The following is a 25,177-nucleotide window of genomic DNA, read 5'->3' as shown; positions in this document are numbered from 1 at the left end:
CTTTCTACAGTCGTTCCAACGCATCAAGCAAAGTGTCGACATCCCGTGCCCGCAGCCCGTTGCGTCCCGGCGCGTCGAGCGCCGTCCACAACGGTTCGCCGAGCAACTCCCGGGCCCGTCGCGGGTCACTGTCCCGGGTGATGCCGTGCCGCAACCGCAGCCGTTCGTCGGTGAGCTCGGCGAGCACCGGCAGAACGTTACGCGCATACAGATCCGGGTCCGAGTGGGCCTGCTCCAGGTTGCGCTCCCAGCGCTTCACCGAAGTGCGCAACGAGTCGGCCGAGGACTTCGACGTCCGGCCGATCTTGGAGCGCAGCTTCGGGGCGGGCGGTGGCGCCACGGCCGACGCGGCCCACACCACCAGGCGCAGGCCGACCAGCGCGGACACCAGGAGCAGCAGCGGGATACTCACCCCGCCGGCCCGCAGACCAGCGGTGATCACCACGGTGGTGAGGGCGATGACCGCTGCCTCACCGATCAGCCGGGGTATCCGCGAGCGGCGCTTCTTCTCGACCGGCGCGGCTTCTTCGGCCGGAGCTTCATATCCCCCGCCGAAGAGATCGTCGAGGCTTCCGTCATCGCTCATACCGAGCCTTCCAGGATCCACAGCGCAACCGTCGCTATGAACTCGCTGCGCTCGCTCATACCGAAACACCATCCAGATCAGCCCGGAGACGTTCGAGCGCCGACCGCGCCTGCTGTCTCATCTGGTCGTCGACGGTGTGGGTGGCGTAGCGGGCCTCCCGGTAGACCTCCAGCAGCGCGGCCAGCACCCCGGCGTCCACCCGCTGCTCGGCGAGCAGCCGGCCGACCAGGTCGGTCGGGCTGTCCCCCGGATGCCGTGGCGTGCCGGCCGCGGCCGCCGCGTCCTCCAGCCGCAGCCAGCAGGCGATCACCGCGCGACGCGGGTCGCGGTCGGTGTCGGAGAGCTCCTCCAGGCCGGCGTCGAGCGCGGCCACCAGATCCTCGGCGGTCCGCGGCTGCCGGCGCCGGTCCAGCTTGCCGGTCCGCCGGCCGCGCCGCCGCAGGTAGTCGTGCACGAGCGCCCAGGAGAGCAGCACGACCATGGCGACCACCACGAGACCGAGCACCGCCAGCGCGGCGTCACCGGCCCAGTCCGGCAGGCCACGGGCGGCCTCCGGGACGGCCTCCTCGGTGAACGAGGGCGTCGGCGCCGGTTCGGTCCGGGGCGGCAGCAGCGGCGGCGCTGTCGTGGTCGGTGTGGCGTCGGGCGTGATGTGGTCCAGCTGCGGCGCCGAACGGGTGGCAGCCAGCGAGATCACGAAGAGCAGTGTGACGACGGCGGCCAGCGGCCACCATCGGCGCAGTGCGGTGAGGTCCATGCGGGGGGCTCAGATCCGTGACTCGGGGGTTGTCGGCAGAGCTCGCATCATGCCAGGCCCGCACGAGCCTTCGCACGGGCGAACACCTCGTCGAGCATCGCCGGGGTCAACCGGCCGGTGAACGTGTTCTGCTGGCTGACGTGGAAGCACCCCAGGAGATCCGGCGCCCCGGGTATCCGCACCTCCGCCCCATGTCCGAATTTCGGCCTCGGGACAGGTGGGCGTTTCCCGTACACCGAAAGAAGCGCGGGCCACCACGCCGCCCAGGCGAAAGCACCCAGAGCGACCACCACCTTGAGGGTGGGTCTGATCAATTCGAGTTCGCGGCGCTCCCAGGGCGCACACGTGTCGCGCTCCTCGGGCAGCGGCTTGTTGTCCGGTGGCGCGCAGCGGACCGCCGAGAAGATCCGGGTGTGCCGAAGCTCCAGGCCGTCGTCGGCGGCGACGCTGGTCGGCTGATTGGCGAGGCCGGCACGGTGCAGCGCGGCGAACAGGACATCACCCGAGCGGTCCCCGGTGAAGATCCGCCCGGTCCGGTTGCCGCCGTGCGCCGCCGGGGCGAGCCCGAGGATGGCGATCTCGGCATCGGCCGGTCCGAAGCCGGGCACCGGACGTCCCCAGTAGGTCTGATCCCGGAACGCCGCACGCTTCGTCACCGCGATGTCGGTACGCCACGCGACCAGCCGCGGGCAGGCGAAACAATCCGCGATCTCCGCGTCGAGCACGCTGAGTGAGGCGGCCGAGGCCGCCTTTTCTCCGACTTCTTCGGCGGTACGGGGGGAAGCGGCGCTCGGGTGCATGAGATCAGCACAGCACGCGCCTCCCCCGGCTCCTAATTCGCCTTCAGGCAGAGCAGGTAGCCGTCACCCTCGGCGCTCGCGATCACAGCGCCCTCGCCGCCTTCCGGCAACTTCTCCTCGAAGGTCTTGTCACACGCGGTGCTGTTCACGTCGGTGACCTTGTCGACCCGGCCGAGGACGGTGAACTTCGCGTCCGCCGCCGAGCACTCGACGATCTTCGCCTTGACGTCGGCGGCCTGCTCACCGAGGTTGTCGTCGACCGAGATGCAGTCGCCGGCCTTCGCCTCCGCGGTCGGGTCCTTCGCCAGCAGCGCGCCGAGACCACCCTTGATCACCGCGATGATCAGGAAGATCGCGATGGCGCCGACGATGCCGAGGACCTTCTTGCCCTTCTTCTTCTTTTCCGGCTCGGGTGCGGCGGGCGGCGGGAAGGCGGGGGCCTCACCCTTGTCGGCGAAGCCCTGCCATCCGTCCTGCTGCGGCTGCTGCGGCTGCTGCGCCTGCTGGTAGCCGCCCTGCTGCGGATAGCCCTGCTCCTGCTGCGGGTAACCCTGCTGCTGGGGGTAGCCGCTCTGCTGCTGCGGATAGCCCTGTTGCTGGGGGTAGCCCTGCTGCTGGGGGTAGCCGGGCTGCTGCGGCGGAGCGTAGCCACCCTGCTGCGGGTAACCCTGCTGCTGTTGCGGATAGCCACCCTGCTGAGCGGGCTGACCGTAACCCGGCTGCTGCGGGTAGCCACCCTGCTGCGGGTATCCGCTTCCGGGAGCGGGCGGGTAGGCCGGGTCTGTCATGGGTCTTTCCTCTCGAGGGGTACGACCGACAATCGGCCGCCGCCGCGCGAGAATAGCGACCGCATACACCCGGGCGCGACCCCGTTACCAGGCTATTCACTTCCGGGTGGGGGGATTGAGGAAACTCGGGGCGGCGTCCGGAGTCGCCGTCGCGGAAGGTGACGCCGCGGGCTCTTCCGGCTCCGGCGTCGGCCACACCCGCTCCCCGGCACGGAACGGCGCCAGGTCCGGGCAGTACGGGTACCCCATCGACCGGCTCACACTCCAGTTGCCGGTCACCGGGTCGACACAGCCCGGCTCGCCGAACGTGATCCGGTTGCCCCACTGGTCGTAGAGCTGCGCGTTCTTGACCAGGCCGCCCTGGCCGTCGTAGACGAACACGTCCTGGATCTGGTCGTACTCGCTCACGTATCCGGCGTCGATGTAGCCGCTCTGCCGGGCCTGACCGTCGGCCTCGAAGAAACCGACCACCGCGAAGACCACCAGCGCGGCGGTGCCGGCCTTGAACAGCAGACGCGGCATCCGCTTCGACGGCTCCCGGCGGCCCAGCCAGATCGAGCCGAGGACGAACCCGGCCAGGACGACCAGTGCCACCACCTCGTTGCCGCTGCCACCGATCCGGGGCAGCAGGCCGATCGGGGCGCTGTTGTCGTCGAAGACATAGGTGAAGGCCATCGCCGCGAGATATCCGCGCAGCACCCACCAAGCCGGACGGAGCAAGGTCAAGAACTCCGAGGCTCGCTCGTACCCCAGAAGGGGCCCGACCCGGACGTCGGCCTGCCGCGTCGCCTCCCGTGCCCGATTCCGCAGATCGCGCGCCTGTCCCCGCAGACCTCCGCGGCGCGGCTGCTCCTCCCCGCCCTCGGCGAGACCGGCGCTGGCGATCAACTCGGCGGCGTAGGCGGACGGCGAACCGAGACGGCCGACCAGCGTGCCACCACCCTCGGCGAGCACCTCGGCCAGATGCTCCGGAAGATCCTCCAGCAACTCCTCGCGCGCGGCCGGCGGCAGACCCCCGAGCGCCTGCCGAACCTCCTCGACGTAGTTGCCGATCTCATCCTGATCCGTGAGGTTCACCGCGGCCCCCGTAGTTCGGTGTTGTCCACCAGCAAATCGTTCATGATCGCTGCGAAGTCCCTCCAGACCTCGCCGGACCGCTTCAACTCGCCCGCGCCCCGATCGTTGAGGGAGTAGTACTTCCGGTGCGGGCCCTCATCGCTGGCGACCACATAGGTGCTCAGCAGGCCGCTGTTGAAGAGGCGGCGCAGGGTGCCGTAGACCGAGGCGTCACCGACGTCATCGAGGCCTGCTGCGCGGAGGCGGCGGAGGATGTCGTAGCCGTATCCGTCCGCGTCTTTCAACGTGGCCAGGACGGCCAGGTCCAGCACGCCCTTGAGCAGTTGAGTTGGATCCACGCGCCGCAGGGTACTGTGCAATGCGGAGTACCGTCAACAGCGCTGTAGCGACCCAGTTGTGCACCAGGGCGACAATTCGGGCGTCGGCACGGCTCTCGTGCACAGCCCGACCTGGCTGTGACTCATCGCTGTCGGCGAGCGTTCCGGACAGCCATGAGCCACAGCCGGACGGATGCAGCTGTGACTCATCGCTGCCGGCGAGCATTCCGGACAGCCATGAACCACAGCCGGACGGGCGTAGCTGTGACTCATCGCTGTCGGCGAGCGTTCCGGACAGCCATGAACCACAGCCAGACGGACGCAGCTGTGACTCATCGCTGCCGGCAGGCATTCCGGACAGCCATGAGCCACAGCCGGACGGGCGTAGCTGTGGCTCATGGCTGCATCCGAGGCGGTCCCGTCACAGCGAGGACAGACGCGGCCGGCCAAACCTCGCCGTAGCCGGCGCACCGATCCGCGTCCCGATTCGGTGCTTGAGCTACGGCCCGGACAGTCGAGCCGTAGGGGAAGCACAGCATGGGCCGCGATTCGGTGCGTTGGCTACGGCTCGTCTTCGCGGCGATCATGCGGTTTTCGATCGGCGGCCGCGGCTAAGAGCGGGCTACGCCACGGAACAGGCTGCGCCACGGAGCAGGCTTGGGCCGTAGCACGGAGCAGACTGCACCACGGAGCGACAATTCGGGCGCCGACGCAGCCCGGCAGCCGGGCAATCGCCAGCGTGACGAATCGGGCGTCAGCGCGGCGGTGATGTGCAGCCCGTGAGCGACGGACCGTGAGCGACGGACCGTGAGCGGCAGTGCGGGGATGGCTGCTCGGCCTCAGGCGGTCAGGCCTCGACCAGCCCGAAGGCGATGCCGTCGAGGATGTCGTGTTCGGAGGCGATCACGACCGAGTGGCCGGAACGCTCGACGATGATCTGCTCGATCAGCGCGCCCGCCCCGATCACGTCGGCCCGGCCCGGGTGCATGACCGGCAGGGCGCGGCGCTCGGCGACGGTCATCGCCAGGAGTTCGCGGGTCACCCGAGCCACGTCGACAGCATCGATCCTGCTGTGGTGGATGCGCGACGAGTCGTACGCATCAAGCTCCAGAGCGAGAGCAGCGACGGTCGTGACCGTCCCGGCCAGCCCGACCAGAGTCCTGGCCTCTCGGCCCGGCACCGCCGCGAGGGCTGTGTCGACCGCCGCGACGATGTCCGCCGTGGCCGCCGCGATCTCTGCCGGCGTGGGCGGATCGCTGTGCAGGTGGCGTTCGGTCAGCCGGACACAGCCGATGTCCATCGAGATCGCGTGTTCGACGCCGGTTGTGCCGGTCACGAATTCGGTGGAGCCGCCGCCGAGGTCGAAGACGAGGTAGGGGCCGGGGGCGTCGAGGCCCTGCACCGCTCCGATGAAGGAGAGCGTCGCCTCCTCCTCACCGGTGATCACCTCGGGGTCGATGCCGAGTACGCCGCGCACCATGTCCCGGAATTCGTGCGCGTTGCCGGCGTCGCGGGTGGCCGATGTCGCGCACATCCGCACCCGGGTCACGCCCAGTTCGGCGATCTCGGCGGCGTATCCGAGCAGCGCTTTCCGGGTGCGTTCGATCGCGGCCGGGGCGAGCAGGCCGGTACGGTCGACGCCCTCCCCCAGCCGGACGATCTCCATCCGGCGGGCTACGTCGACGAGTTTGCCCTCGGCCACATCAGCGATCAGCAGACGGATCGCGTTCGTGCCACAGTCGATCGCGGCGACTCTCACAAAAAGACCCTCACAGAAAGACCCTCACGAAGACCCTCACAAGTGCAGCAGCATTCGAGTGTTCCCCAGGGTGTTGGGTTTGACCCGTTCGAGATCCAGGAATTCGGCGACACCTTCGTCGTACGACCGCAGCAGCTGCTCGTAGACCGAGTGCGGCACCGGCGCCCCGTCGATCTCGGTGAATCCGAACGAGCCGAAGAACCGGGTTTCGAAGGTGAGGCAGAAGACTCTGCGTACGCCGAGCGCCCGCGCCTGATCCAGCAGCGACGACACGATCATGTGGCCGATCTTCTGGCCGCGCCGGGAGGGGTCGACGGCCACCGTACGGATCTCGGCGAGGTCCTCCCACATGACGTGCAGGGCGCCGCAGCCGGCGATCGCCCCGTCCTCGGCGACGGCCACCCAGAACTCCTGCACCGACTCGTACAACGTCACGGTCGCCTTGCTGAGCAGCCGGCGATCGGTGGTGTAGGCGTCCACCAGGGACCGGATGGCTTTGACGTCCCCGGTGCGCGCGCGGCGGACGATCATTGCTCAGAAGAGCGGGACACGCAGGAACCACCGGACCAGTACGGCCCGATCGCGTCCCGCACCTCGTCGCCGAACGGGTTCACGCCCGGTCCGGCGGCCAGCGCGTGGCCGAGGTGGACGTGCAGGCACTTCACCCGGTCGGGCATGCCACCGGCCGAGACCTTGGCGATCTCCGGGACGTCCTCGATGGCCGTCCGCCGGTCCAGATAGTCCTCGTGCGCGGCCTGGTAACGCTTCGCCAGCTCCGGGTCGGTGCTCAGGCGTTCCTGCATGTCGCGCATCACGCCGGCCGACTCCAGGCGGCTGCACGCGGCCGTGGCGTGCGGGCAGGTCAGGTAGTACAGCGTGGGGAACGGTGTCCCGTCGTCGAGCCGGGGCGCGGTCTCCACCACGTCGGGGTTGCCGCACGGGCAGCGGTGCGCGATCGCGCGGGTGCCGCGCGGCGGCCGGCCCAGTTGGGCGGCGACGGTTTCCAGGTCTTGAGGGGTTGGTGCTTCAGCCATCAGTTCGCGGGCTCCGCATTCGCGGCTTGGACGCTGCTCCACAGCGTGTCGTACCAGCGGTCGGGAGCGGCCGCCGGCGCATTCTTGGCGGCGTCGCGAGCGGCGCCCGGGCCATCGTAGTAGATGACCAGCGGTGTCTCACCGGGACGGACGTAGAAGTACCGCTCGCGGGCCTGGATGCGGAGGTACTCGTCGTCCTGCCATTTGGCCAGCTCCTTGGCGGTGGCCTCGATCTTCTCCCGCTGCGCCGCCTGGTCCTGCTCGATCTGCGCGATCTGGCTCTCCTGCTCGAGGTAGACCCTCAGCGGATAGGTGTATGCCAGCGCGAGAGCGACGAAGACGGCGATCAGGATGGTGGCCCGGCCGGTGAGCGCGCGCGGGCGAGGCGCATGGGTTCGCTCGGCGGCTTTTTCAGGACCGGATCCATTGGTACGACGAGACGACGGCACCCGGATGGGTCCGGTATTGCGGGTGCGGCTCGCAGACGGCCGTCCACCGGCGCCGGCACGGCGAGCCGATCCAGGGCCGCTGGGCCCCTGACCACCGGGCCCTTGACCACTGGGCCCCTGGCCGCTGGGCAGGCGACGTTGCGTCGTCACTTGTGCCTCCCCGCGCTCGCCGTCCGGTTGGTCCTGGCGCCCGTCTGCGAACCTACGTCGGCCGGGACGGGCGCCACAACTCCATGATCTGTCGGCGTGAGGTCAGCCGACGCGGTAACGCGGGAACGCGCCCGCACCGGCGTACCGGGCGGCGCTCTCCAGCTGCTCCTCGATGCGCAGGAGCTGGTTGTACTTCGCGACCCGGTCGGAACGGGCCGGGGCGCCGGTCTTGATCTGGCCGCTGCCGACCGCCACCGCCAGGTCGGCGATGGTGGTGTCCTCGGTCTCGCCGGACCGGTGCGACATCATCGTCTTGAAGCCGGCCCGGTGGGCCAGGTCCACGGCGTCCAGCGTCTCGGTGAGCGAGCCGATCTGGTTCACCTTGACCAGGACCGCGTTGCCGGCGCTCTCCGCGATGCCGCGGGCGATGCGCTGCGGGTTGGTGACGAACAGGTCGTCACCCACGATCTGGATCTTGTTGCCCAGCTCGGCGGTCATCGCGCTCCAGCCGGCCCAGTCGTCCTCGGACAGCGGGTCCTCGATCGACACGATCGGGTAGTCCGACGCCAGCTTCGAGTAGTACGCGATCATCTCGTCGGTCGTCTTCGAGGCGCCCTCGAACACGTAGGACCCGTCCTTGTAGAACTCGGTCGCCGCGACGTCCATGGCCAGGACGATGTCGGTGCCCAGGGTGAAGCCGGCAGACTGGACGGCCTCGGCGATCAGGTCCAGCGCGGCGGCGTTGGCCGGCAGGTTCGGCGCGAAGCCGCCCTCGTCGCCCAGGCCGGTCGAGAGGCCCTTCTTCTTCAGCACCGACTTGAGCGCGTGGTAGACCTCGGCGCCGGTCCGCAGCGCCTCGCGGAAGGTCGGCGCGCCGATCGGGGCGATCATGAACTCCTGCACGTCGACGTTCGAGTCGGCGTGGGCGCCACCGTTGACGATGTTCATCATCGGGACCGGCAGGACGGCGGCGTTCGGGCCACCGACGTAGCGGAACAGCGGCAGCTCGGCGGAGAGCGCGGCGGCCTTCGCGACGGCGAGCGAGACACCCAGGATCGCGTTGGCGCCCAGCTCCGACTTGGTGTCGGTGCCGTCCAGGTCGAGCATCTTCTGGTCGATCAGGCGCTGCTCGCTCGCCTCGTAGCCGATCAGCTCGTCGGCGATCTTGTCTTCGATGTTGGCGACGGCCTTCTCGACACCCTTGCCGAGGTAGCGGCCCTTGTCGCCGTCGCGGAGCTCGAGCGCTTCGAAAGCACCGGTGGAGGCGCCGGAGGGCACCGCGGCGCGGCCGACCGTGCCGTCGTCCAGGCCGACCTCGACCTCGACGGTGGGGTTGCCCCGGGAATCGAGGATCTCGCGGGCGACGATCGCTTCAATGGTGGCCATTTGTGGTGTCGCTCCCTAACAGTTGGACGATTACAGTTTCGGTCCGCGACCCTGCGGGCCGTCCACGGCTTGAGCCTATCGAGTCGGGCGATGCGACGTTCGCCGGGCCGGTCAAGTTCGCACCCGGTTTACCTCAAACCCGCACCCCGGCTGCCGAACCGTTGGGCACTATGACCAGTGACCTGTTTCCCTCCGGCTTCCTCGCTGAGGGCTCGCGCATCGAGCTGGACAACGGCGAGGAACTCATCCCCGGCATCCGGGTGCTCGCGGCTTCCGAGCAGGCCGTGACCCTTTCCCTGGCCCTCGACGACGTGCCTGCGGCCGGCGCGAACGTGACCCTGCGCGGACCGGCCGGCCATCGCGGCCGGCTCGCCGTACGCGGCCTGGTCACCGGCGCCGACGAGAACCGTGTCGAGATCCGGCTGCTCGGCGCCCCCGTGATCGAGCAGCTGCGCAACTACGTTCGCGGTGGCGGCGGCGAGAGCGTCGTGCTGGTCCGGCACGACGAACGCGAAGCGATCGGCTGGGTGCACGACATCAGCGAGAGCTCGATCCGGGCCCACTTCACCGACATCGAGCTGCGGCCCGGCAACCCGATGACCTTGCGCGTCCAACTGGGCGAGGAGGTCGTCGAGTTCTCGGCGGTCGCCACGAAGGTCAGCACGATACGTCAGCGCGTACCGGCGAGGGGTCCGCTCATGGTGGAGCTCGTGGCCGTGTTCGAGCAGGACGAACGGCAGGCCAGAATCATCAGAAGGTACGTGCTGCGCCAGCAGGCGGCCCGGGCCAGAGAGGCCAACTCCGCATGACGAATTCCCTGGGGAATAGCGCCCTGCGAATGGCGATATCCGAGTCGGCTACGAGATAACTCGATTGCGCGTCGTCGATGAGTTGAGCGAGGGTGACCCTCGTGCCCGCCTCCAGCGCCGCCCGCCGACTTTCCCAGATCTTGAGCGATTTCCCCTCGCCTGGCGTCCGGAATCGCTCAAGATCCGGGAGACGGTGGTCGGCGGCGCCGGTGCCGGCGCCGGTGCCGGTGCCGGCGCCGGTGCCAGTGCGGGTGCCAGTGCGGGTGCCGGTGCCAGTGCGGGTGCCAGTGCGGGTGCCGGTGTTAGTGGCGGTGGCGGGGGCCGGGGTGGCTGTGCTGCTCGCCGGGTGTGGTGGCCTGGAGCAGGCGAACGCCGCCGGGGTCACGCCCGGTGATCTGGTCTCCGAGGTGGCCACTCGACTGGGGACGCCGGGGCCGGCCGGCACCGCCACCTATCGGGTGGCCGGCGGCGAGACCGCGCAGGTGACACGGAGTCTGTCGCCGGACCGGACGGCCTACGACTATCCGGGTGGCCGGCTGATCCGCACCTCGGCCGCGGTGACGAACTGCGCCGCCGACGTCTGCACCGCCACCGATCCGGCTGACGGCGTGACGCTGCCGAAGGAGAGCGGGCTGGTGACGGACGCCCAGGTGGTGGCGTTGCTGGAGGCGGCGGCCATCGATTCCTACCCCGAGGTCGCGCAGCGGGACACGACCCTCGCCGGCCGGAACGCGACCTGCCTGGCCCTGACCGGGGTGCAGAGTGCCGAAGCATCGGCCTTCGACGTCTGTGTCACCGGCGAGGGCACGCTGGCCAGCTTCCGCGGCACGCTCGGTGGGGCCGAGGTGGATGTGGTGCTCACCGATTACGCCACCACGGCCGCGGAACGTGACTTCCAGGTCCCGTCGGGCGCGAGGCTCGTCGACCGCCGCGGCGATTAGCGGCCGGTCAGACGCCGAGCAGGGTGCGCAGGTGCCTCGGCGGCGGGGATCCATGAGCCAGCATCGCGTCGTGCCAGGCTCGCGGGGTGGCGCCGAACGGGCGGGCCGCCGCGATCGCCGACACCTCGGTGTAGCCGACGAAGTAGGTAGAGAGCTGCGTCGACGTGAGCAGCGCCCGCCGCCACTTGCCGGCCGCCTCGCCCTCCTCCTGGAAGCCGCGGCCGGTCATCAGCTCCATCGCCTCGGCCTCGGACAGGCCGTCGCAGTGGACGAGCTGGTCGATGATGGCGTTGATGCTCATCCGGAGCTGCATCTTGAGCTGCTGCAGCCGGACCGGGAGGCCACCGAAGCCGAGGCCGATCATCACCGACTCGGCGTAGACCGCCCAGCCCTCGACGAACGGGCCGTTGAGTCCGAGCGACCGGACCCGGGTGGCGGCCCGGAACCGGCGGGAGTGGGCGAGCTGCAGGAAGTGGCCGGGCATCGCCTCGTGGACGGTCAGGCCCCGGATCATCTGATTGTTGTATTCCCGGTAGAAGCTCGCCACCCGCTCGGCCGGCCAGTCGGCGGGGGCCGGGGCGATGCAGTAGAAGGTCGGCACGTCGGCCGTCTCCAGCGGGCCGGGCGGATCGCAGTAGGCCACGGCGACGCCCCTGGCGAACTCCGGCATCTCCTGGATCACGCAGGCGTCGTCGAGCAGCGAGACGATGTCGTGCTCGCGGACGAACGCCGTCGTCTCGTCCATCGTCAGCTTGGCCAGCCCGACGATGCTGGTGTCGTCGGGGTGCTCGGCGGCGATCGTGTCGAGCGCGCGGCGGACCGTGTCGTCGTCGGCCGGACCGCCGACCAGCTCGGCGGCCGCCTCGCGCAGCTCGGCGCCGACCCGGTCGAGGTTGGCCCGGGCCCGGGACAGCACCTCGGACGCGGAGAGCTCGGTGTCGAGCGTGTGCCAGAGCCGCGCCTCCCACAGGCGGCGGCCCAGCCGCGGGTCACGGCCCGGCTCGCCGCTGTCGAGCAGGCCGCGCAGCCGGCCGTCGAACTCGCCGAGGGCGGCGAGCGCCGCGGTGGCGGCGGGCTCGACGACGTCGCGCAGGCCGGGCGCCTGGGCCAGCAGCGCGGGCACCTCGGCACGGATCAGCGCGGCGGTGCCGGCGAACTGACCCGCGGCCGTCTCGGCGTGGATGCGGGGAACGTCGCGCAGCACGGCACGGGCGGTGGCCAGCGCGTCGGGGATCGCCTCGAGCCGGCCGGCCAGGCTGGTGAGGCGCTCCTCGGCCGGGGCGAACGGACGGGACAGCAGGGCGTGCAGCATCGGACCGGGGTTGTGCTTCAGAGGGTTCCACTCGTGCTCGCGGACCTCGGTCAGCTCGAACGCGGCCCGCTCCACCAGCGCGGTCAGGATCGCGTGGTCGACCTGGTCCTCCGCGTCGAGGCCGTCGGGGTCGACGCCGCTGAGCGCGTCACCGGCGTCGCGCAGCATCGCGACCCGGCCGGCCACGCCGGATGCGGAGAGGTCGGGCAGGCGGTCGTCGAAACGGTGGTCACCCGCGTAGGTCGCGATTGCGGGGTCGCTCTCCAGGAGAGCGTCGACGATGCGCTCGGCGAGCGGCACGAACTCAGCCATGCCGAGAAAACTACTCGGCGCCACCGACATTTTCCGCCGCACGCACCGCGTCCGCGTAGTCGAGCGTCGCCCGGCGCAGCTCGGCCTCCGGGTCGAGCCCGGCAGCGCGAGCCTCGGCGACCACGTTCAGCAGCGACGTTCCAAGATCAACAGATCGGGGCATCGGTACGGGGAGAGAGCCGCGCTCCACTCGATGGAGGATCTTGGCGGCCAGCGCGAGGGCGGGCTGGCTCAGCGCGATCCCGTCCAGGACCGACTCCCGCGCCTTCTCCTCCTGCTTGATCCGCTCCCAGTTGGCGGTGATCTCTTCGATGTCCTCGATCCGCTCGCCGGCGAAGACGTGCGGGTTGCGCCGCACCATCTTCTCGACCAGGCCACCGGCCACGTCGTCGATGTTCCAGCCACGGCCGTCCGGCTGCTCCTCGGCGAGCCGGGCGTGCAGCACCACCTGCAGCAGCACGTCACCGAGTTCCTCGCGCAGCGCGGCCAGGTCGTCCGACACGATCGCGTCGTACGCCTCGTAGCTCTCCTCGAGCAGATAGGGCGCGAGCGTCCGGTGCGTCTGCGCCCGCTTCCACGGATCGCCGCCCGGCGAGACCAGCCGATCCATCACCGCGACCGCGTCGAGCAGCCGCGCGCCGGGCGGATCCCAGGAGCCGTACATCAGCTCCAGCTCGGCGAGACCCGGCTCCCGTGCGAGACGCAGGCCGAGCTGCCGGGCGAACGCCTGATCCCCGTCCGGCCCGGCCAGCCAGACCACGGCGGGCCGGTCGCCGACGACGTCGAGGAACGCCTGCGCGTCGAGGAGCTCGTCCAGCACCGTCACCTCCACGCCGTTCGCCCGCAGCGCCCGGGACTGCTCACTCTCCGCGTCGGCGAAGACCGGGCAGGCCCGGACGGTGTCCCAGGCCTCCGCCGTGAGCAGCCCGGCAGGCAGTCGCGGCGAGGTGACGAGGAGGATGATCCGGCTGGTCAAGAAACGTCCACCACCAGGGGCTGGGAATCGGAACCGGTCTCACCGAACGGCACGCTGACGATCGGGAACGACCGGCCGCTGTTCTGGTCGGTGTAGGACGAGATCGCAAGTTCGAGGTTCTCGTAGCGCGGGCTGACCTCGACGTCGAGTTCGCCGACCAGCGACTCGACGGAATCGCGGAGCGCGAACGCGCCCTGCAGCTCCTGCTTGTCGGCCGCCTGCAGCGAGTTCTTGAACGCGGCGAAGTCCGAGTTGATCGCCTCGTTGTCGGCGAATCGCTGGTAGACCTCGCGCAGGTCCTCGTCGGTCGGCTGGGCCGGCGCCGTGGCCGCGACGCTCTGCAGCAGGGTCTGCCGCAGGACGGCGTTCTCCGTGTAGAGCCGGGTGATGTCGGCCGTCGCGGGCAGGCCGATCTGCCCGGCGACCTCGTCGTACGGCATGGTCGCGGGCAGGGTCACCCGGTCGCGCTCGGCGACCCGGTCGTACAGCTCGTTGGTGAGCAGCAGGCCGACCACGTCGGCACGGGCGATCGGCATCCGGGCCGGCCTCCCGTCCGCGGCGGCCTTCAGCAGGTCACTGGTGTCGTCCCAGATCTGCTGGACACGATGCTCGGTGATCGGGCCGCCCTGTCCGATATAGACGGCGACTGCCGGCTGGGACCGGCATGCGGAGAGGCCGCCCACGGTGAGGGACGCGGCGACAACGGCGGAGACGAGTCGGCGGGCACGCAGCATGGTCATGACTCTCTCATGGCGGGTGTGATTTTCATCGCCCACCCTGTGGCCCACCATCCCCGCGCTGCTTCAGCCCGACGCCTTGAGCGCCACCAACGAGATCAACACTACGCCGAGGCCGATCAGGGCGGCCGCCTGCCGGATCGGATGACCACGGCCGGACACCGCGATGATCCCGGCTGCCGCGGCACCGGTGAGCAGGCCACCCAGGTGTCCCTCCCACGAGGTGAAACCGGCGGTGAGCACCATCCAGAGCACACACATGATCAGGAGTCGGTTCCGCTCGTACCGACGCTCGTGCAATCGCCGGGAGAGCACGAAGTAAGCACCCGCGAGCCCGAATCCGGCGCCGGAGGCCCCCATCGCCGGCTGGCTGGGATCGACAAGAACACCGAGGACCGACCCGCCGAGCGCCGCGAGCAGGTAGACGGCGAGGTAGCGAGTGACGCCCAGCCGCTCCTCCAGCGTGCGGCCGAGCTGCCACATCCAGTAGAGGTTGAGAACGAGGTGGAGCACGCCGAAAACGTTCTGGCCGGGTAACGAGTGCAGGAAGGCCGAGGTGAGCAAGCGGTACCACTCACCGTTCAGCACGCCGGCCGGCTCATAACCCAGGTAGGGCTTCCCGTCGTCGACGTAGTAACCGCCGTCCGGGCCGAGCAGCGCGACGCCCAGGTTGTCGAACCGGTCGATCACACTCGGATCGATCAGCTCGATCAGGTACGCCGCGACGTTCGAGGCCATCAACGCGTAGGTGGCGTACGGTGCGGCGTTCACGCGTCCGCCGAAGACCGTGCGTGCCCATCGCACTCTACGGTTGTCCGCCCGCACGCAGTCGGGGCAGTGTTGCCCGACCGGGGCCTCCCGCGTGCAGTCGGCACAGACCGCCCGGTCGCACCGGCTGCAGCGCAGCAGGGTCTCCCGCCGCGAATGGCGATGGCAGGTCGTCAACGGATCGCCCCGGTCCGGTCCAGCCACGGGGCCCGGCGCAGCATCGCCCGGTGCAGGTCGGCGAGTTCCGGGCCCGGCGCGACACCGAGCCGCGCCCCCAGCAGATCGTGCGCCTGCCGGTAGGTCGCCAGCGCCCCGCTCGGATCACCGGCGCGGTAGAGGGCGAGCATGAGCTGCGCCCAGGCACGTTCGCGCAGCGCGTGCGCCGCGAGGTGTTCCCGGAGCAGCGGCACGAGATCACCGGTGTGGTCGAGTTCCAGCCGGGCATCGACGAGATCCTCGACCACCTGAAGCCGGTGCTCCTCCAGCCCGTGCAACCGCGCCTCCAGCTCCACTCCGGCGGTCAGGTCCTCGCCCACCGGACCCCGCCACAGGCGCAGCGCCGCTGCCAACTCGGACTCCGCACGCGCCGGATCCCCGGCCCGCAGCGCTCGCCGTCCGTCGTTCGCCCGCCTCAAGAACTCGTTGACGTCCAGTTCCTCGGCTGCCAGGAGGAGCTGATAGGCGCGGTACCGAGCATCGATCCGCCCGGCCAGCAGCCGGCGCAGCACCATGATGTGGTTGCGGATGTTCGGCACCGCCGAGGACGGCGGTGGGTCCGTCCACAGCAGGCTGGTCAGCCGGGTCAGACGGATCGGGCGGTTCGCCTCCATGGCGAGCGCCGCGAGCAGCGCCCGCCGTTTGGCCGGACCGAGGTTCACCACACCGCCCTCGACCCGCAGTTCCACCGGCCCGAGCAGTCGTACATAGATGGACATCGCGCTACCCCCGATCGGCACCAGACTAGGAAGCAGAGCGGGGAAGGATCAACGCATTGCCGGACATTAGAGCGGTGAGCAATATCTATCCGAACATGTGTAACGAAAATGCCCCGGGCAGCGCTGCGGCGGCGTCAGCTGTAGGTGCGTTTGGCGACCGCGTCACCGGCCTCGGCCGCAGCCGCGTAGAACCGCCGCAGGCTCTCCAGATAGTCCTTGATCCCGGCGAGGAAGGTGTCCGGCAGCAGACCCCCGGTCCGGCCGGCCAGTGCGGCACGATGCCGGCTCAGCGACGCCGTGGGGTCGACACCGCGGAGGTATTCGGCGGCGGCGGCCACACCGTCCGGAGGCAGCACGATGACGACATCCCGGTCGGTCGGCCCCACCTGGCCGAGCATCTGGCCGCCGAACACCACGAGGTCCTCCGGGCCGCCGCCGTCGTGCAGCTCTCCGGTGAGCGCGAGCTGCACGAAGAGCCAGTCCCGGCCGAGGCTGCACAGGATGCCGTCGGCAGCCTGGGCCTCGAACACGTCGTCGTCCATGGTCGCCTCGAAACCCTCCTCGAGATGACCGATGCCACGGGACACCTCTGCCGGGGTCACCCGCCGCAGCAGCACTCCGACAGCCATGAGACTCCTTCCGGTTCGAGGCCCGCACGCCGGTCGGCGTGCGGGCCTCCTCATTCGATCAGTTGCGGTCAGACCATGGATCCCGCAGTGGCTATCATCCCGCCCGCGATGGCGAACGACAGCGGATCATCGGCGATGCCGACCCCACCGGTGCCCACGTCCTCGACCAGGGTCGCCACGACGAGGCCACCCGCCCCGACGACCAGAGCGCCGGCGCCGACCCACTTACCCGCCGTCTTCCACCACGGATCCTCCTTCGGCTGGCTGACCGGCTGGGGCTGCGTCACCGGGACCGGAACCGGCGGCCGCATCCGGGTCCGGGTGTAGGCGATGACCTCGGAACCGTGCATCGACGGAGTCGCGGTGACCCACTCGTTCGCCCGGGTCCGGTTGGGACCGCTCAGAGGCGGGAAGCTGAAGCCCTTCTTCACCTCACGCGTGTCGCCGGCCTCCTCCAGTTGCTTCTTCAGGGCCTTGATCTTCTCCGCGACCTCGTTGACACCCTTCTTCTCCGCACTGCCGCCGATCGACTTGGCGTCCCAGATGTAGACCGCGTCGTCGGTCCAGTACAGGAGGTCGGCGTACCCCATGTTCTTCCCGGGGTTCTTGGACGAGCCACCCGAGATGTTGTTCCGCGGATCGCGAGCCCCGCCGGACGCGCTCAGGTCCATGGTCACGTAGCCGCCCCCCTTGGGCTGACTCGCTGTGATCCACTCGCCGACCAGCTGGATAGCCGTGTCATGGGCCGGGCTGTACTGGTCGAAGTAGCAGGCCGCGCAGAGGTTGCCGGGATAGGTGCCGCAGTCCTCCGCGGTGTCGCACGGCCGGTGCCCGTCGTACTCGACCATGCTGATCGGGTTGCCGCCACCGAAGGCATAGCGGTTCCCCGTCCACGGGTTCGTGCCGAGATTCATGTCGGCCAGCGCACCGTTGTACGAGTCGCGCGTCAGGAACCGGTTGAGCCCGGGGCTGTAGTCGCGGAAGCCCATGTCGTACGACCCGGACGCCGAGTCCCAGCGCTTGCTGTTGTACCGGTACGCGTTGTAAGGCTCGGTCGACGGATCGGCCGTCTCCGGCTTGTCGATGCCGGTGAACAGCTCGTCGTCGTTGCTGCCGTACGCCGTGTAGCCGTACGTGGCCGTGGTGTCGCCGTCGGCACCGGTCAGCGTCTCGACGTCGGTGTGCGCGTTGTAGCCGTAGTACGCCTGCTCGGTGCTTCCGTCCTCCTTGTGCGTGATCTGGGACAGGCGCTGACCCCACGGCGAGTACTGGTAGGACTTGGTCAGCTTGCCCGCGACCTCTTCGTCCAGGACCTCGCTGGACAACCCGAGGTAGTTGAAGGTGGTGATCTTCTCTTTGGCGCCACCCGCGTCGCTGACCTTCGTGGTGGTCCGGTCCAGCGGGTCGAACGAGTACTTCGTCGTGGTGGTGGCCGCGCCGCTGTTCTTCCGGTGCTCCACCACGTGGTCGAAGCCGTCGTAGACGTTGCGCTCCACCAGGGTTCCGCCGGCCGTGATCGTGTCGAGTCGGCCGAACGGGTCGTAGTTGTACGACGCGGTGGATCCCCCGCCGACAGCAGTCAACAGGCGGTTCCGGTCGTAGTTGAACGAGGTGGTCCGGCCCTCGACGGTCTGGCTGGTGACGTTGCCGTTGGCGTCGTGGACGTAGGTCTCGGCGCCGGCGCCGTCACCGGTCTTGACCAGTCCGGCCAGCCGGTCCCGCGGGTCGTACGTGTAGTCACTGGTCGTGGCGAGGTACGCCGAGTGATCGTCGGCGTTCATCTTCTTGGCGACTTCGCGGACCCGGTTGCCGTTGAGGTCGTACCCGAGCTTCGTCTCGGCGACCAGCGTGCCGTTCGGCTTCTTCTCGGACTGAGACTCCAGCAGCCCGTCCGGGTAGTACGTGAGGTCGACGACGTTCCCATTCCCCTTGACCTCCCGCAGCTTCTGGCCACGATCGGTGTAGGTGTACGTGGACGACTTCGCCGCCGGGTCCCCGGCCGACTTCCCGTTGGTGACCTTCGATACGAGATCCCGTGCGTCGTACTCGTAGACCGAATACTGCTTGTCGTGGCTGGTCGTCAGCGGCGCGCCGTTCTCGTTGTAGGTGAACGACGTGGTGTTGACGGTCCTGCCCGACTTCGTCTCGGAGACCTTGGAGACCTGGTTGAGGTCGTTGTAGGTCACCGCGTAGCCGTCGACCCGGGCGCCCGGTGAGCGGTCGGAGATGGTGATCAGGTTTCCGTTGACGTCGTATTCGTAGCCGTAGTCGTGCTTCTCGTCATCGGTGTCGGCACTGTTGTTCCGGACCAGCTTCACCGCGTCCGCGACGACGGTTCCGCCGGCCTTGCCGGACAGCGTGAGCTTCTGGGTGTTGCCCTCGGCGAAGTCGTACGAGCCGAGACTCACCCAGGTGCCGGCGGCGGCGGTCTGGTTGACCGTTCGCACCGTCTCGCCCGACTTGTGAACGACGGTGTACTGGGCGTCCGTCGCTGCGCCGGCGACGGCGGGGAACCGGGTGAAGACCTCGTAAGCCCCCGCCTGCGGCACGTTGAGCTGCCAGGCGAACGTGTCGGTGCCGCCGCCGGCCGGGTGCGTGGCGTAATCCGTGCCGTAGCGCCCGCTTGCGGTGGTCGCCGTGGTCCACGTCCCGCCGGCGGTGGTGTTGTTGAAGTCGGAGTTGTCGACCAGCACCACCTGCCGACCGACCGGCACGCCGTCGTCGGATCGCGACTTCAGCTTGCCGTCCGGGTAGTAGGACCAGGTCATCGTCCGGTTCGCCGAACCGCCGGCCGAGCTGACCGTCCGCGCGGCCTGGGCGCCGAGTTCGTTGTAGTCGTACGAGGTGACGATGTCCCACGGATCCGACGTCGTCTTGGTCCAGCCGTTGTCGAAGTAGGTGTAGGTGGTGTCGTTGCGAACCGACTGGCCGGCTGAGGGCGGCGCGCTCACCGCGGCGAGGCGGCCGGCTTTGTCGTACGTATAGGTGGTCCTGTCCGGCGTCCGGTAGCGGGCGTCGTCCTTGTCGTACGCCGATCGCGTCTCCTGGACCCGGTTCAGCTTGTCGTAGACGGACACCGTCGCGAAGTCGTCGGCGTCGTCAGTGGTCGCCACTCCCCGCGGGCTGATCACCTTGGTCTGGTTGCCGACCGGGTCGTACTCGAAGCGGGTGATCGCGTAGCTGACGGTTCCGCCCTCACTGCTCCGCGGAACCTTCTGCTCGACGGCTTTGCCACGAGCGTCGTAGGTGATCGACGTCGTGTTGCCGAGCTGATCGGTGGTCGAGGTGACCAGCCCGTCCTTGTCGTACGTATTGGTGATCGGCTTGCCCGCCGCGTCGGTGGTCTTGACGACTCGGTGCCCGTGGTCGTACTCCGACTTGGTGGTGTAGTCGCCGGTGTCGCTGCTCGCGCTCTTACGGGGATCGATGACCGTGACGACGTTGCCGACGTTGTCGTACTCGTACTGGATCTTCTGGCCCTTGGCGTTGACCGTCGCGGTGAGCTGGTAGATCGCGTCGTACGTATACCTGGTGACGTAGTCGGTGAGGTCGGCGGTGGTCAGGCTGCCCTTCGGCTCCGTCCTGGTCATCACGTTGCCGGCCTTGTCATAGGTGTACCCGCTGCGCCGCTCCGGGTCACCGGCGGTGTCGGCGGGGCTGACCGCCGAGATGAGCTGGTCGGCCTTGTCGTAGACGGCCGTGCTCACCGCTCCGTTCGCGGCGGTGGAGACCGTGACGTTGTCGTTGGCGTCGTAGCCCGGCGCCGGCGTGGTGATGTACAGGCCCGCGGCCTGATCCTTCGGAACCTTGCTGATCAGCGGCCGGCCGAACACGTCGTAGGTCTGCGTGACGTCCTTCAGCAGCGCGTCGGTGGCCTTGACGACCTGTCCACGCACGTCGTATTCGAACTTGGACACGCTGTTCAGCGCGTCGGTGATGGTCCGCGGATAGCCGCTGGGGTCGTAGTCGCCGTAGGTCGTGACGTTGCCGTTGGCGTCCGTCGAGGTCAGCAGCCGGCCCCAGCCGTCGTACGTGCTGGTCGTCGTCGCACCGACCGGGTCGGCCACGGTGGCGATGTCACCCTCGGCGGTGTAGGTGAACGACCACTTGCGACCCTCGGGGCTGGTCTTCGTCGCCAGATCCGCGACGTACCCGCCCAGTTGCGTGTGATAGGTCAGGATCGTCCCGGGATAGCCGTTCTTGACGGCGAGAGCGTCCTTCGTCTCGGTCGGGTAGCCGGTCCTGGGGTCGTACGACCAGGCCGACGCGGCGCCGTTCGCCTCCTCCAGGCGCACCACGTTGTGCTGGTCGTCCCAGGTCAGCTTGGTGGTCTCGTTCTTCGCGTTGGTGGTCTGGTAGGGACGGCCGTACCCGTCCTGCCGGTAGGTGGTCGTGTGGTTCTCGCCGTCGGTCACCGTGGCGTCGATGGCGCTGCCCTGATTGGCGTCAGGGTCGGCGTATCCGAACGTCGTCGGATACCCGAGACGGTCGGTGTAGGACTTCGTCCGCCAGTGCCACTGCGGGTCGTCCCCGGCCGACGGGTAGTTGTAGGCCAGAGCGGTGCTGTTGCCGCGCGGGTCGGTGACCTTCACCAGCTTGACGTTCTTGTTGCCCTGCGTCATGTCGTAGGCGAACTTGAACGTCTTCGCCGTGCCGGCAGCCGCACCGTAGCCGTCGATCAGCTCGCCGAGCAGACCCTTGTCGGTGTACGTGAAGTACAGGGTCCGGCCCGAGACATCCTTGATCGTCTTGACGTGGTCGATGATTTTCGGGTTGGTGAGGCCGGTGCCGGCAGCCCGCACCCAAGTGGTGTCGTTGATGTATTCGAAGTTCTCGCCCTTGGCCCAGTAGTCGATGGTGATCGTCTGGCGCGACTCCGGGTCGGTGACGTAGCGCAGGAACTTCGTCGGCGCGTTGTTGCTCTTGCGTTCCTCGTAGGTGAACAGCATGGTGTTGCCGTTCTTGTCGACCGTGGAGGTGAGGTAGCCGTCGCAGTCGTAGAAGAACTGCGTACGGTCCGGCCGGGTCAGCGACCAGGCCTGCGGTTCCTGCGTGTTCGGCTTGCAGTCGACGCCCGCCTTCCGCTGCAGGTACAGATGCACGCCCTTCGGCGCGATCCACTGCCCGGTGGCGGAGTCGAGCGTGAACCAGCTGGTGGTGCCGTCCCCGTCGACCAGAGTCACCCTGGTCGGGTTCGATTTCGGGTGGAAGTCCAGCGGTGAGCCCAGGCGCATCATCGACGACGCCTGCAGCGACCAGCCGTACCCGGCCACGGTGTCGGTGGTGTCCAGCGAGTTGTAGGCCAGCCGGACGAAGGACGTGAGACCGCGCGACGGGTTGGTGAACGCGTTGTACTGCCAGACCGTGTTGCCGGAGTACAGGTTGTTCATCAGGCTTCCGCCCGCACCGGTGTTCTTCCCCGCGTACGAGTAGAACTTCTCCAGGCCGAGCTGGTCGCTCGTGGGCTCGACCACCGCGATGTTCTGCGTGAGCGGCGCGATGGACGCGGATTGCTGCAGGGTCTGGCCGGTGGTCTTGTTCTGCAGCTGCCAGCTGATCGTGTAGTCGGTCTTCTTGTTGCCTTCGGCGGCCGACGGCGGGGTGGTGACCGTCGCGGTCAGATCCGCCGTGCCCCCGGACGGCACGTCGGCCGGCAGCGCGGTCACCGCCTGCGAGCCGGCGACCGGCTCGCCGTTCGCCCTGGCCCACTGGTACGACAGCTGCCAGTCGGCCGCCTTCCACGCCGTCGCGGTCGGGTTCGACACCGACACGGGGGTGGTGAACGCGGTGGCCGGCGGCGCGCCCTCGGGCAACTGCGGCGCGTAGTACGTCGACTCCGGGGTCTTCTCCAGGTAGGTGACCTCGAGGGTGGGGCGCAGCATCGGCTCGGCCGCCTCGGACGACAACAGCATCGCCCGGGCCGTCTGGTTCACCTCGTCACGCTGCTTGAGCAGCAGGCCGTGGTTGCTGCTCGGCGTGGTCACCCACGACTTGACCGCGGAGGTGACGGCCCAGGTCGCCCATTCCGGGTCGTTGGTGAAGCCGTTGTTGCCCGACAGCGCGGTGGCGTCGAAAGCGCCACCGTTCCAGGCGGTGGCGCCGTCGCTGGTGTTCCAGGTCGCCTTGGTCTGGTCGAACGCCTGGTTCAGCTTGTGCACGTCGACGTACTCGTCGGTGTCGGTGCCGGGGTGGAGCGCCACGTTCCACATCCGCAGCTGCGCGTCGACGAGCTGCGCGTTCGCCGGGATGCCGGAGACCGGGAACTTCACCAGGCCGCGGGTGTCGCCGTACAGCGTGGAGTTGTTGCCCGGGGACACGTACGGGTCGCCGGCGTAGCTGTCGACGTTGGTGGTGGGCAGCGTGCCCGACAGCGTGGTGTCGGTGACGCCGGTCCGGAAGATCTTGGTGATCTGGCCGGCCTTCGGCAGCATGGCCTGCACCGTCGGACCTGGAAGGATCTTCCCCTCGGTGGTCTTGACCGCGACCATGTAGTAGAAGAACTTGCGCTTCATGATGTCGGTCTCGGCGGCCGGGGTCGGCGTCGCCGTAGTGTCCTGGAAGCTGGTCGTGCCCTTGGCGACCGGCGCGACGAGAGTGGCCGCGGACGGCGTCCAGGTCTGGTAGACGCTGCGGTGCACCTGGTACTCGGCGATGTCGGTGCCGGTGTAGGCGGGCCAGTCCAGCAGCGCGCCGGTCGCCGTGACCGTGGTGGGCTGGTTCACCGCCACGCCCGGCTTACCGTAGGTGATCGTCAGCTTCGGCAGGTTCGCGTCCCGCCGCTCGTTGTTGTAGGCGTACTCCGAGGCCTCATAGGCGGCCCCGCCACGGCCGAGCGACTCGTCGATCGCCTTGACCATCAACCCGTGGTTCGGCTGGGAGCCGTTCACCCACTCCTGAACCACGTTGCGCACCGGGAACGAGGTCCAGACGCTCGACTTCGACGCCTGCTTCAGCGCCGCGTTCTTGGTGAAGCGCACCGCGTCGGCGATGACCGCCTTGCCCGCCACGTCACCCAGCACGACCTTGCCGGTGGTGCCGGCCACGAACGGGTGCACGCCGAGCGACTTCCAGTTGCCCGCCGCGGTCGGCGTCGTCTGGTCGACGGTATAGGTCTTCGAACCGCCGTTGTAGTGCACCGTGTACGGGGCGGCCGCCGCCCGGTCGGCCTCGCCGACGTAGTGCACCTCGACCAGGTAGTCACCGGCCTCGGTGATGGTCGGCACGTAGCTGTAGGTGTGCCCGCTCGTCGCGTCGTTGTTGACCCGGTAGTCGCCGCCGACCGCCTTGGCGATCAGCGCCGAGTTCGTCGAGGCCGTCCAGGTGCCGACCGCGGCGGTGTTGCTGTCGCCGTCGTCGACGGTCACCACGTTGCCCGCCGCGGCGGGCGCGATGGCGCCGTTGGTGCTCGCCCAGGTGGCGGTCGACTCCGACCAGGCCGTGGTGATCCGCCGGGTCTCCAGCGCCACGTCGTTGGATGCCGGCGCGATCGACTGGTCGTAGTAGAGCTGCAGCTGCGCGTCGTCGATCGCGGTGCCGGCCGGCACCATGCCGGTGTCGAACTTGAGCAGCGAGCGCCACACGCCTGCCGTGTCCGTGCCCGCCTTCAACCGGTAGTCGGAGCCGTAGTTGACAGCCGGGGCCGCGGACGAGATCTGGGCGTCCTGCCCGTCGGTGGGCACCGGCTGCACCCGGATCGTCGGGTCCACCACCACCGGGTAGGACCGCGACTCGTCCGACAGCCACGCGGCGTCCGCGGTCACGGTCAGGGTGGAACCGGTGATCTTCTGGGTCACCTTGGTGCTGGTCCGGCCGTCGTTGTCGTACATGAACGGCGCCGGCATGGTCAGCACCGTCGCACCGGCCTCGCTCCGGAACGCGATCGACCCGTCCTGCTGCGCCTCCGCCGTCAGACCGTCGACATCGAGCGAGAACGTGTACGAGACCGGGCCCGACGGGGCCCGCCTCAGAACGATCTTCTCCTTCAACTCCGTCGACGTCACGTCGTAGACGACGTCCGCACCGCCGGCCAGACCCGGGTACGTCACCGTCGAGCCGGACACCTGCGGGGTCACGTCCTTCGACGGGCCCGCCATCCCCAGCTCGACCGACCGGCCGTCCTTCTCGAACCGCACCAGATCGTCGCTGCGGGCGCCGAACTCGCTGGTGAACGTATTCGTCGTGTTGCGACGGTCGGTGACCGTGGTGTCGATCGGTTTCCAGCGGCCCTTGCTGTCGCGGTAGTTGACCGGCACCGACGAGATCTCGGCCTGCAGCCGCCCGTCGGCCAGCTGGAAGACGCGGCCGTTGGCGGAGCGTTTCGCGGTGACCTCACGGACCCGCTTCTGCGCCGGCCACTTCTTCGCCGCCGGCACCCGCTCGCTGACCTCGAGACCGGCGCTGACCGGTTCGGTCCGGGCCGCGCTGCCCCCACCGGCGCCGACCAGGTTCCTGGCCGCACCACCGACGCGATCCAGAAAGCCCGGGTCCTCCCCGCCCGCGGGGACCGGCGCGGCGACGGTGTCCACCGGCCGGTCCTCTTCGGACCAGGTGTGCTGCACCCCGATCGCGGTCACCGTCACGAGCACCACGCCCCCGACGAGGAGCCCGCGCGTTCTTCTTCTCACTTGTGCCTCCGAGCGACGAAAAGTCGCATCG

20 protein-coding genes are annotated in these 25,177 nt (G+C 69.1%); 2 read left to right on the top strand and 18 right to left on the bottom strand.

All coding sequences use genetic code 11. From position 1 onward, the window contains the following. Positions 1-4 precede the first annotated feature (4 nt). From EP757_RS14280 to eno, 11 genes are all read right to left on the bottom strand, one after another. Positions 5-586 carry a hypothetical protein gene (locus EP757_RS14280; protein WP_127546183.1) on the bottom strand — a complete coding sequence of 194 codons (582 nt, stop codon included), beginning with the start codon at positions 584-586 and terminating at the stop codon, positions 5-7. Between the two features lie 55 nt (positions 587-641). Further along, on the bottom strand, positions 642-1,343 hold the full coding sequence (locus EP757_RS14275) for a DUF4129 domain-containing protein (RefSeq protein ID WP_127546180.1): 702 nt from the start codon (positions 1,341-1,343) through the stop codon (positions 642-644). A gap of 47 nt (positions 1,344-1,390) precedes the next feature. Further along, positions 1,391-2,143 (bottom strand): uracil-DNA glycosylase, encoded by a 753-nt coding sequence (locus tag EP757_RS14270; RefSeq protein WP_127546177.1) that lies wholly within the window; start codon positions 2,141-2,143, stop codon positions 1,391-1,393. Positions 2,144-2,175: 32 nt separating this feature from the next. Continuing rightward, positions 2,176-2,931 carry a hypothetical protein gene (locus EP757_RS43355; protein ID WP_197725517.1) on the bottom strand — a complete coding sequence of 252 codons (756 nt, stop codon included), beginning with the start codon at positions 2,929-2,931 and terminating at the stop codon, positions 2,176-2,178. Positions 2,932-3,027: 96 nt separating this feature from the next. Continuing rightward, on the bottom strand, positions 3,028-4,008 hold the full coding sequence (locus EP757_RS14260; RefSeq protein ID WP_127546174.1) for a hypothetical protein: 981 nt from the start codon (positions 4,006-4,008) through the stop codon (positions 3,028-3,030). Next, positions 4,005-4,346, bottom strand: coding sequence for a PadR family transcriptional regulator (locus EP757_RS14255; protein WP_127546171.1), 342 nt, complete (start codon positions 4,344-4,346; stop codon positions 4,005-4,007). The genes EP757_RS14260 and EP757_RS14255 overlap by 4 nt, the downstream gene beginning before the upstream one ends. Positions 4,347-5,172: 826 nt before the next feature. Continuing rightward, positions 5,173-6,084, bottom strand: a complete 912-nt coding sequence (locus EP757_RS14250) for a Ppx/GppA phosphatase family protein (protein WP_127546168.1) — start codon at positions 6,082-6,084, stop codon at positions 5,173-5,175. Positions 6,085-6,120: 36 nt separating this feature from the next. Continuing rightward, the gene (locus EP757_RS14245) at positions 6,121-6,615 is read right to left on the bottom strand and encodes an amino-acid N-acetyltransferase (protein ID WP_127546164.1); all 495 of its coding nucleotides are present in this window, start codon (positions 6,613-6,615) and stop codon (positions 6,121-6,123) included. Continuing rightward, the gene (locus EP757_RS14240; RefSeq protein WP_127546161.1) at positions 6,612-7,118 is read right to left on the bottom strand and encodes a DUF501 domain-containing protein; all 507 of its coding nucleotides are present in this window, start codon (positions 7,116-7,118) and stop codon (positions 6,612-6,614) included. Before EP757_RS14240 ends, EP757_RS14245 begins: the two co-directional genes overlap by 4 nt. After that, positions 7,118-7,567: a septum formation initiator family protein gene (locus EP757_RS14235; protein WP_370457813.1), complete on the bottom strand. Its 450-nt coding sequence runs from the start codon at positions 7,565-7,567 to the stop codon at positions 7,118-7,120. The genes EP757_RS14240 and EP757_RS14235 overlap by 1 nt, the downstream gene beginning before the upstream one ends. A 252-nt stretch (positions 7,568-7,819) precedes the next feature. Then, on the bottom strand, positions 7,820-9,103 hold the full coding sequence (gene eno / locus EP757_RS14230; protein WP_127546156.1) for a phosphopyruvate hydratase: 1,284 nt from the start codon (positions 9,101-9,103) through the stop codon (positions 7,820-7,822). A gap of 170 nt (positions 9,104-9,273) precedes the next feature. On the opposite strand from eno, the gene EP757_RS14225 reads away from it, so the two are divergent. Continuing rightward, positions 9,274-9,912, top strand: a complete 639-nt coding sequence (locus tag EP757_RS14225) for a hypothetical protein (RefSeq protein ID WP_127546153.1) — start codon at positions 9,274-9,276, stop codon at positions 9,910-9,912. A 293-nt stretch (positions 9,913-10,205) separates the two neighbouring features. Next, positions 10,206-10,853, top strand: a complete 648-nt coding sequence (locus EP757_RS14215; RefSeq protein WP_160165796.1) for a hypothetical protein — start codon at positions 10,206-10,208, stop codon at positions 10,851-10,853. Positions 10,854-10,860: 7 nt separating this feature from the next. On the opposite strand, the gene EP757_RS14210 is transcribed toward EP757_RS14215, so the two are convergent. The 7 genes from EP757_RS14210 to EP757_RS14180 all read right to left on the bottom strand — a co-directional run bounded on the left by EP757_RS14210 (position 10,861) and on the right by EP757_RS14180 (position 25,146). Further along, entirely contained in the window at positions 10,861-12,477 is a 1,617-nt protein-coding gene (locus EP757_RS14210; RefSeq protein ID WP_127546144.1) for a DUF885 domain-containing protein, read from the bottom strand. A 10-nt stretch (positions 12,478-12,487) separates the two neighbouring features. Next, on the bottom strand, positions 12,488-13,453 hold the full coding sequence (locus tag EP757_RS14205; protein WP_127546141.1) for a nucleoside triphosphate pyrophosphohydrolase: 966 nt from the start codon (positions 13,451-13,453) through the stop codon (positions 12,488-12,490). Further along, on the bottom strand, positions 13,450-14,193 hold the full coding sequence (locus tag EP757_RS14200; RefSeq protein WP_127546138.1) for a hypothetical protein: 744 nt from the start codon (positions 14,191-14,193) through the stop codon (positions 13,450-13,452). The genes EP757_RS14205 and EP757_RS14200 overlap by 4 nt, the downstream gene beginning before the upstream one ends. 63 nt (positions 14,194-14,256) lie before the next feature. Next, complete coding sequence (locus EP757_RS14195; protein ID WP_232050508.1) at positions 14,257-14,961, bottom strand: rhomboid family intramembrane serine protease; 705 nt, start codon at positions 14,959-14,961, stop codon at positions 14,257-14,259. A gap of 170 nt (positions 14,962-15,131) precedes the next feature. Then, complete coding sequence (locus EP757_RS14190; RefSeq protein WP_127546132.1) at positions 15,132-15,893, bottom strand: AfsR/SARP family transcriptional regulator; 762 nt, start codon at positions 15,891-15,893, stop codon at positions 15,132-15,134. A 134-nt stretch (positions 15,894-16,027) separates the two neighbouring features. Continuing rightward, a complete protein-coding gene (locus tag EP757_RS14185) occupies positions 16,028-16,522 on the bottom strand; it encodes a DUF1877 family protein (protein WP_160165795.1) in 495 nt (164 codons plus the stop codon). Between the two features lie 68 nt (positions 16,523-16,590). Continuing rightward, the gene (locus tag EP757_RS14180) at positions 16,591-25,146 is read right to left on the bottom strand and encodes a DNRLRE domain-containing protein (RefSeq protein ID WP_127546125.1); all 8,556 of its coding nucleotides are present in this window, start codon (positions 25,144-25,146) and stop codon (positions 16,591-16,593) included. Positions 25,147-25,177 lie beyond the last annotated feature (31 nt).

It is taken from the genome of Actinoplanes sp. OR16 (assembly GCF_004001265.1).
In the GTDB taxonomy this organism is placed as follows: domain Bacteria; phylum Actinomycetota; class Actinomycetes; order Mycobacteriales; family Micromonosporaceae; genus Actinoplanes.
The sequence above is the reverse complement of the archived record's forward strand: the minus strand, read 5'-3'. Positions and strand labels throughout refer to the sequence as shown.

Coding starts and splice junctions, on each gene's coding strand:
- EP757_RS14210 (WP_127546144.1), bottom strand. CDS start 12,477: ATGGCTGAGTTCGTGCCGCTCGCCGAGCGCATCGTCGACGCTCTCCTG.
- EP757_RS14280 (WP_127546183.1), bottom strand. CDS start 586: ATGAGCGATGACGGAAGCCTCGACGATCTCTTCGGCGGGGGATATGAA.
- EP757_RS14190 (WP_127546132.1), bottom strand. CDS start 15,893: ATGTCCATCTATGTACGACTGCTCGGGCCGGTGGAACTGCGGGTCGAG.
- EP757_RS14275 (WP_127546180.1), bottom strand. CDS start 1,343: ATGGACCTCACCGCACTGCGCCGATGGTGGCCGCTGGCCGCCGTCGTC.
- eno (WP_127546156.1), bottom strand. CDS start 9,103: ATGGCCACCATTGAAGCGATCGTCGCCCGCGAGATCCTCGATTCCCGG.
- EP757_RS14245 (WP_127546164.1), bottom strand. CDS start 6,615: ATGATCGTCCGCCGCGCGCGCACCGGGGACGTCAAAGCCATCCGGTCC.
- EP757_RS14200 (WP_127546138.1), bottom strand. CDS start 14,193: ATGACCATGCTGCGTGCCCGCCGACTCGTCTCCGCCGTTGTCGCCGCG.
- EP757_RS14225 (WP_127546153.1), top strand. CDS start 9,274: ATGACCAGTGACCTGTTTCCCTCCGGCTTCCTCGCTGAGGGCTCGCGC.
- EP757_RS14185 (WP_160165795.1), bottom strand. CDS start 16,522: ATGGCTGTCGGAGTGCTGCTGCGGCGGGTGACCCCGGCAGAGGTGTCC.
- EP757_RS14240 (WP_127546161.1), bottom strand. CDS start 7,118: ATGGCTGAAGCACCAACCCCTCAAGACCTGGAAACCGTCGCCGCCCAA.
- EP757_RS43355 (WP_197725517.1), bottom strand. CDS start 2,931: ATGACAGACCCGGCCTACCCGCCCGCTCCCGGAAGCGGATACCCGCAG.
- EP757_RS14270 (WP_127546177.1), bottom strand. CDS start 2,143: ATGCACCCGAGCGCCGCTTCCCCCCGTACCGCCGAAGAAGTCGGAGAA.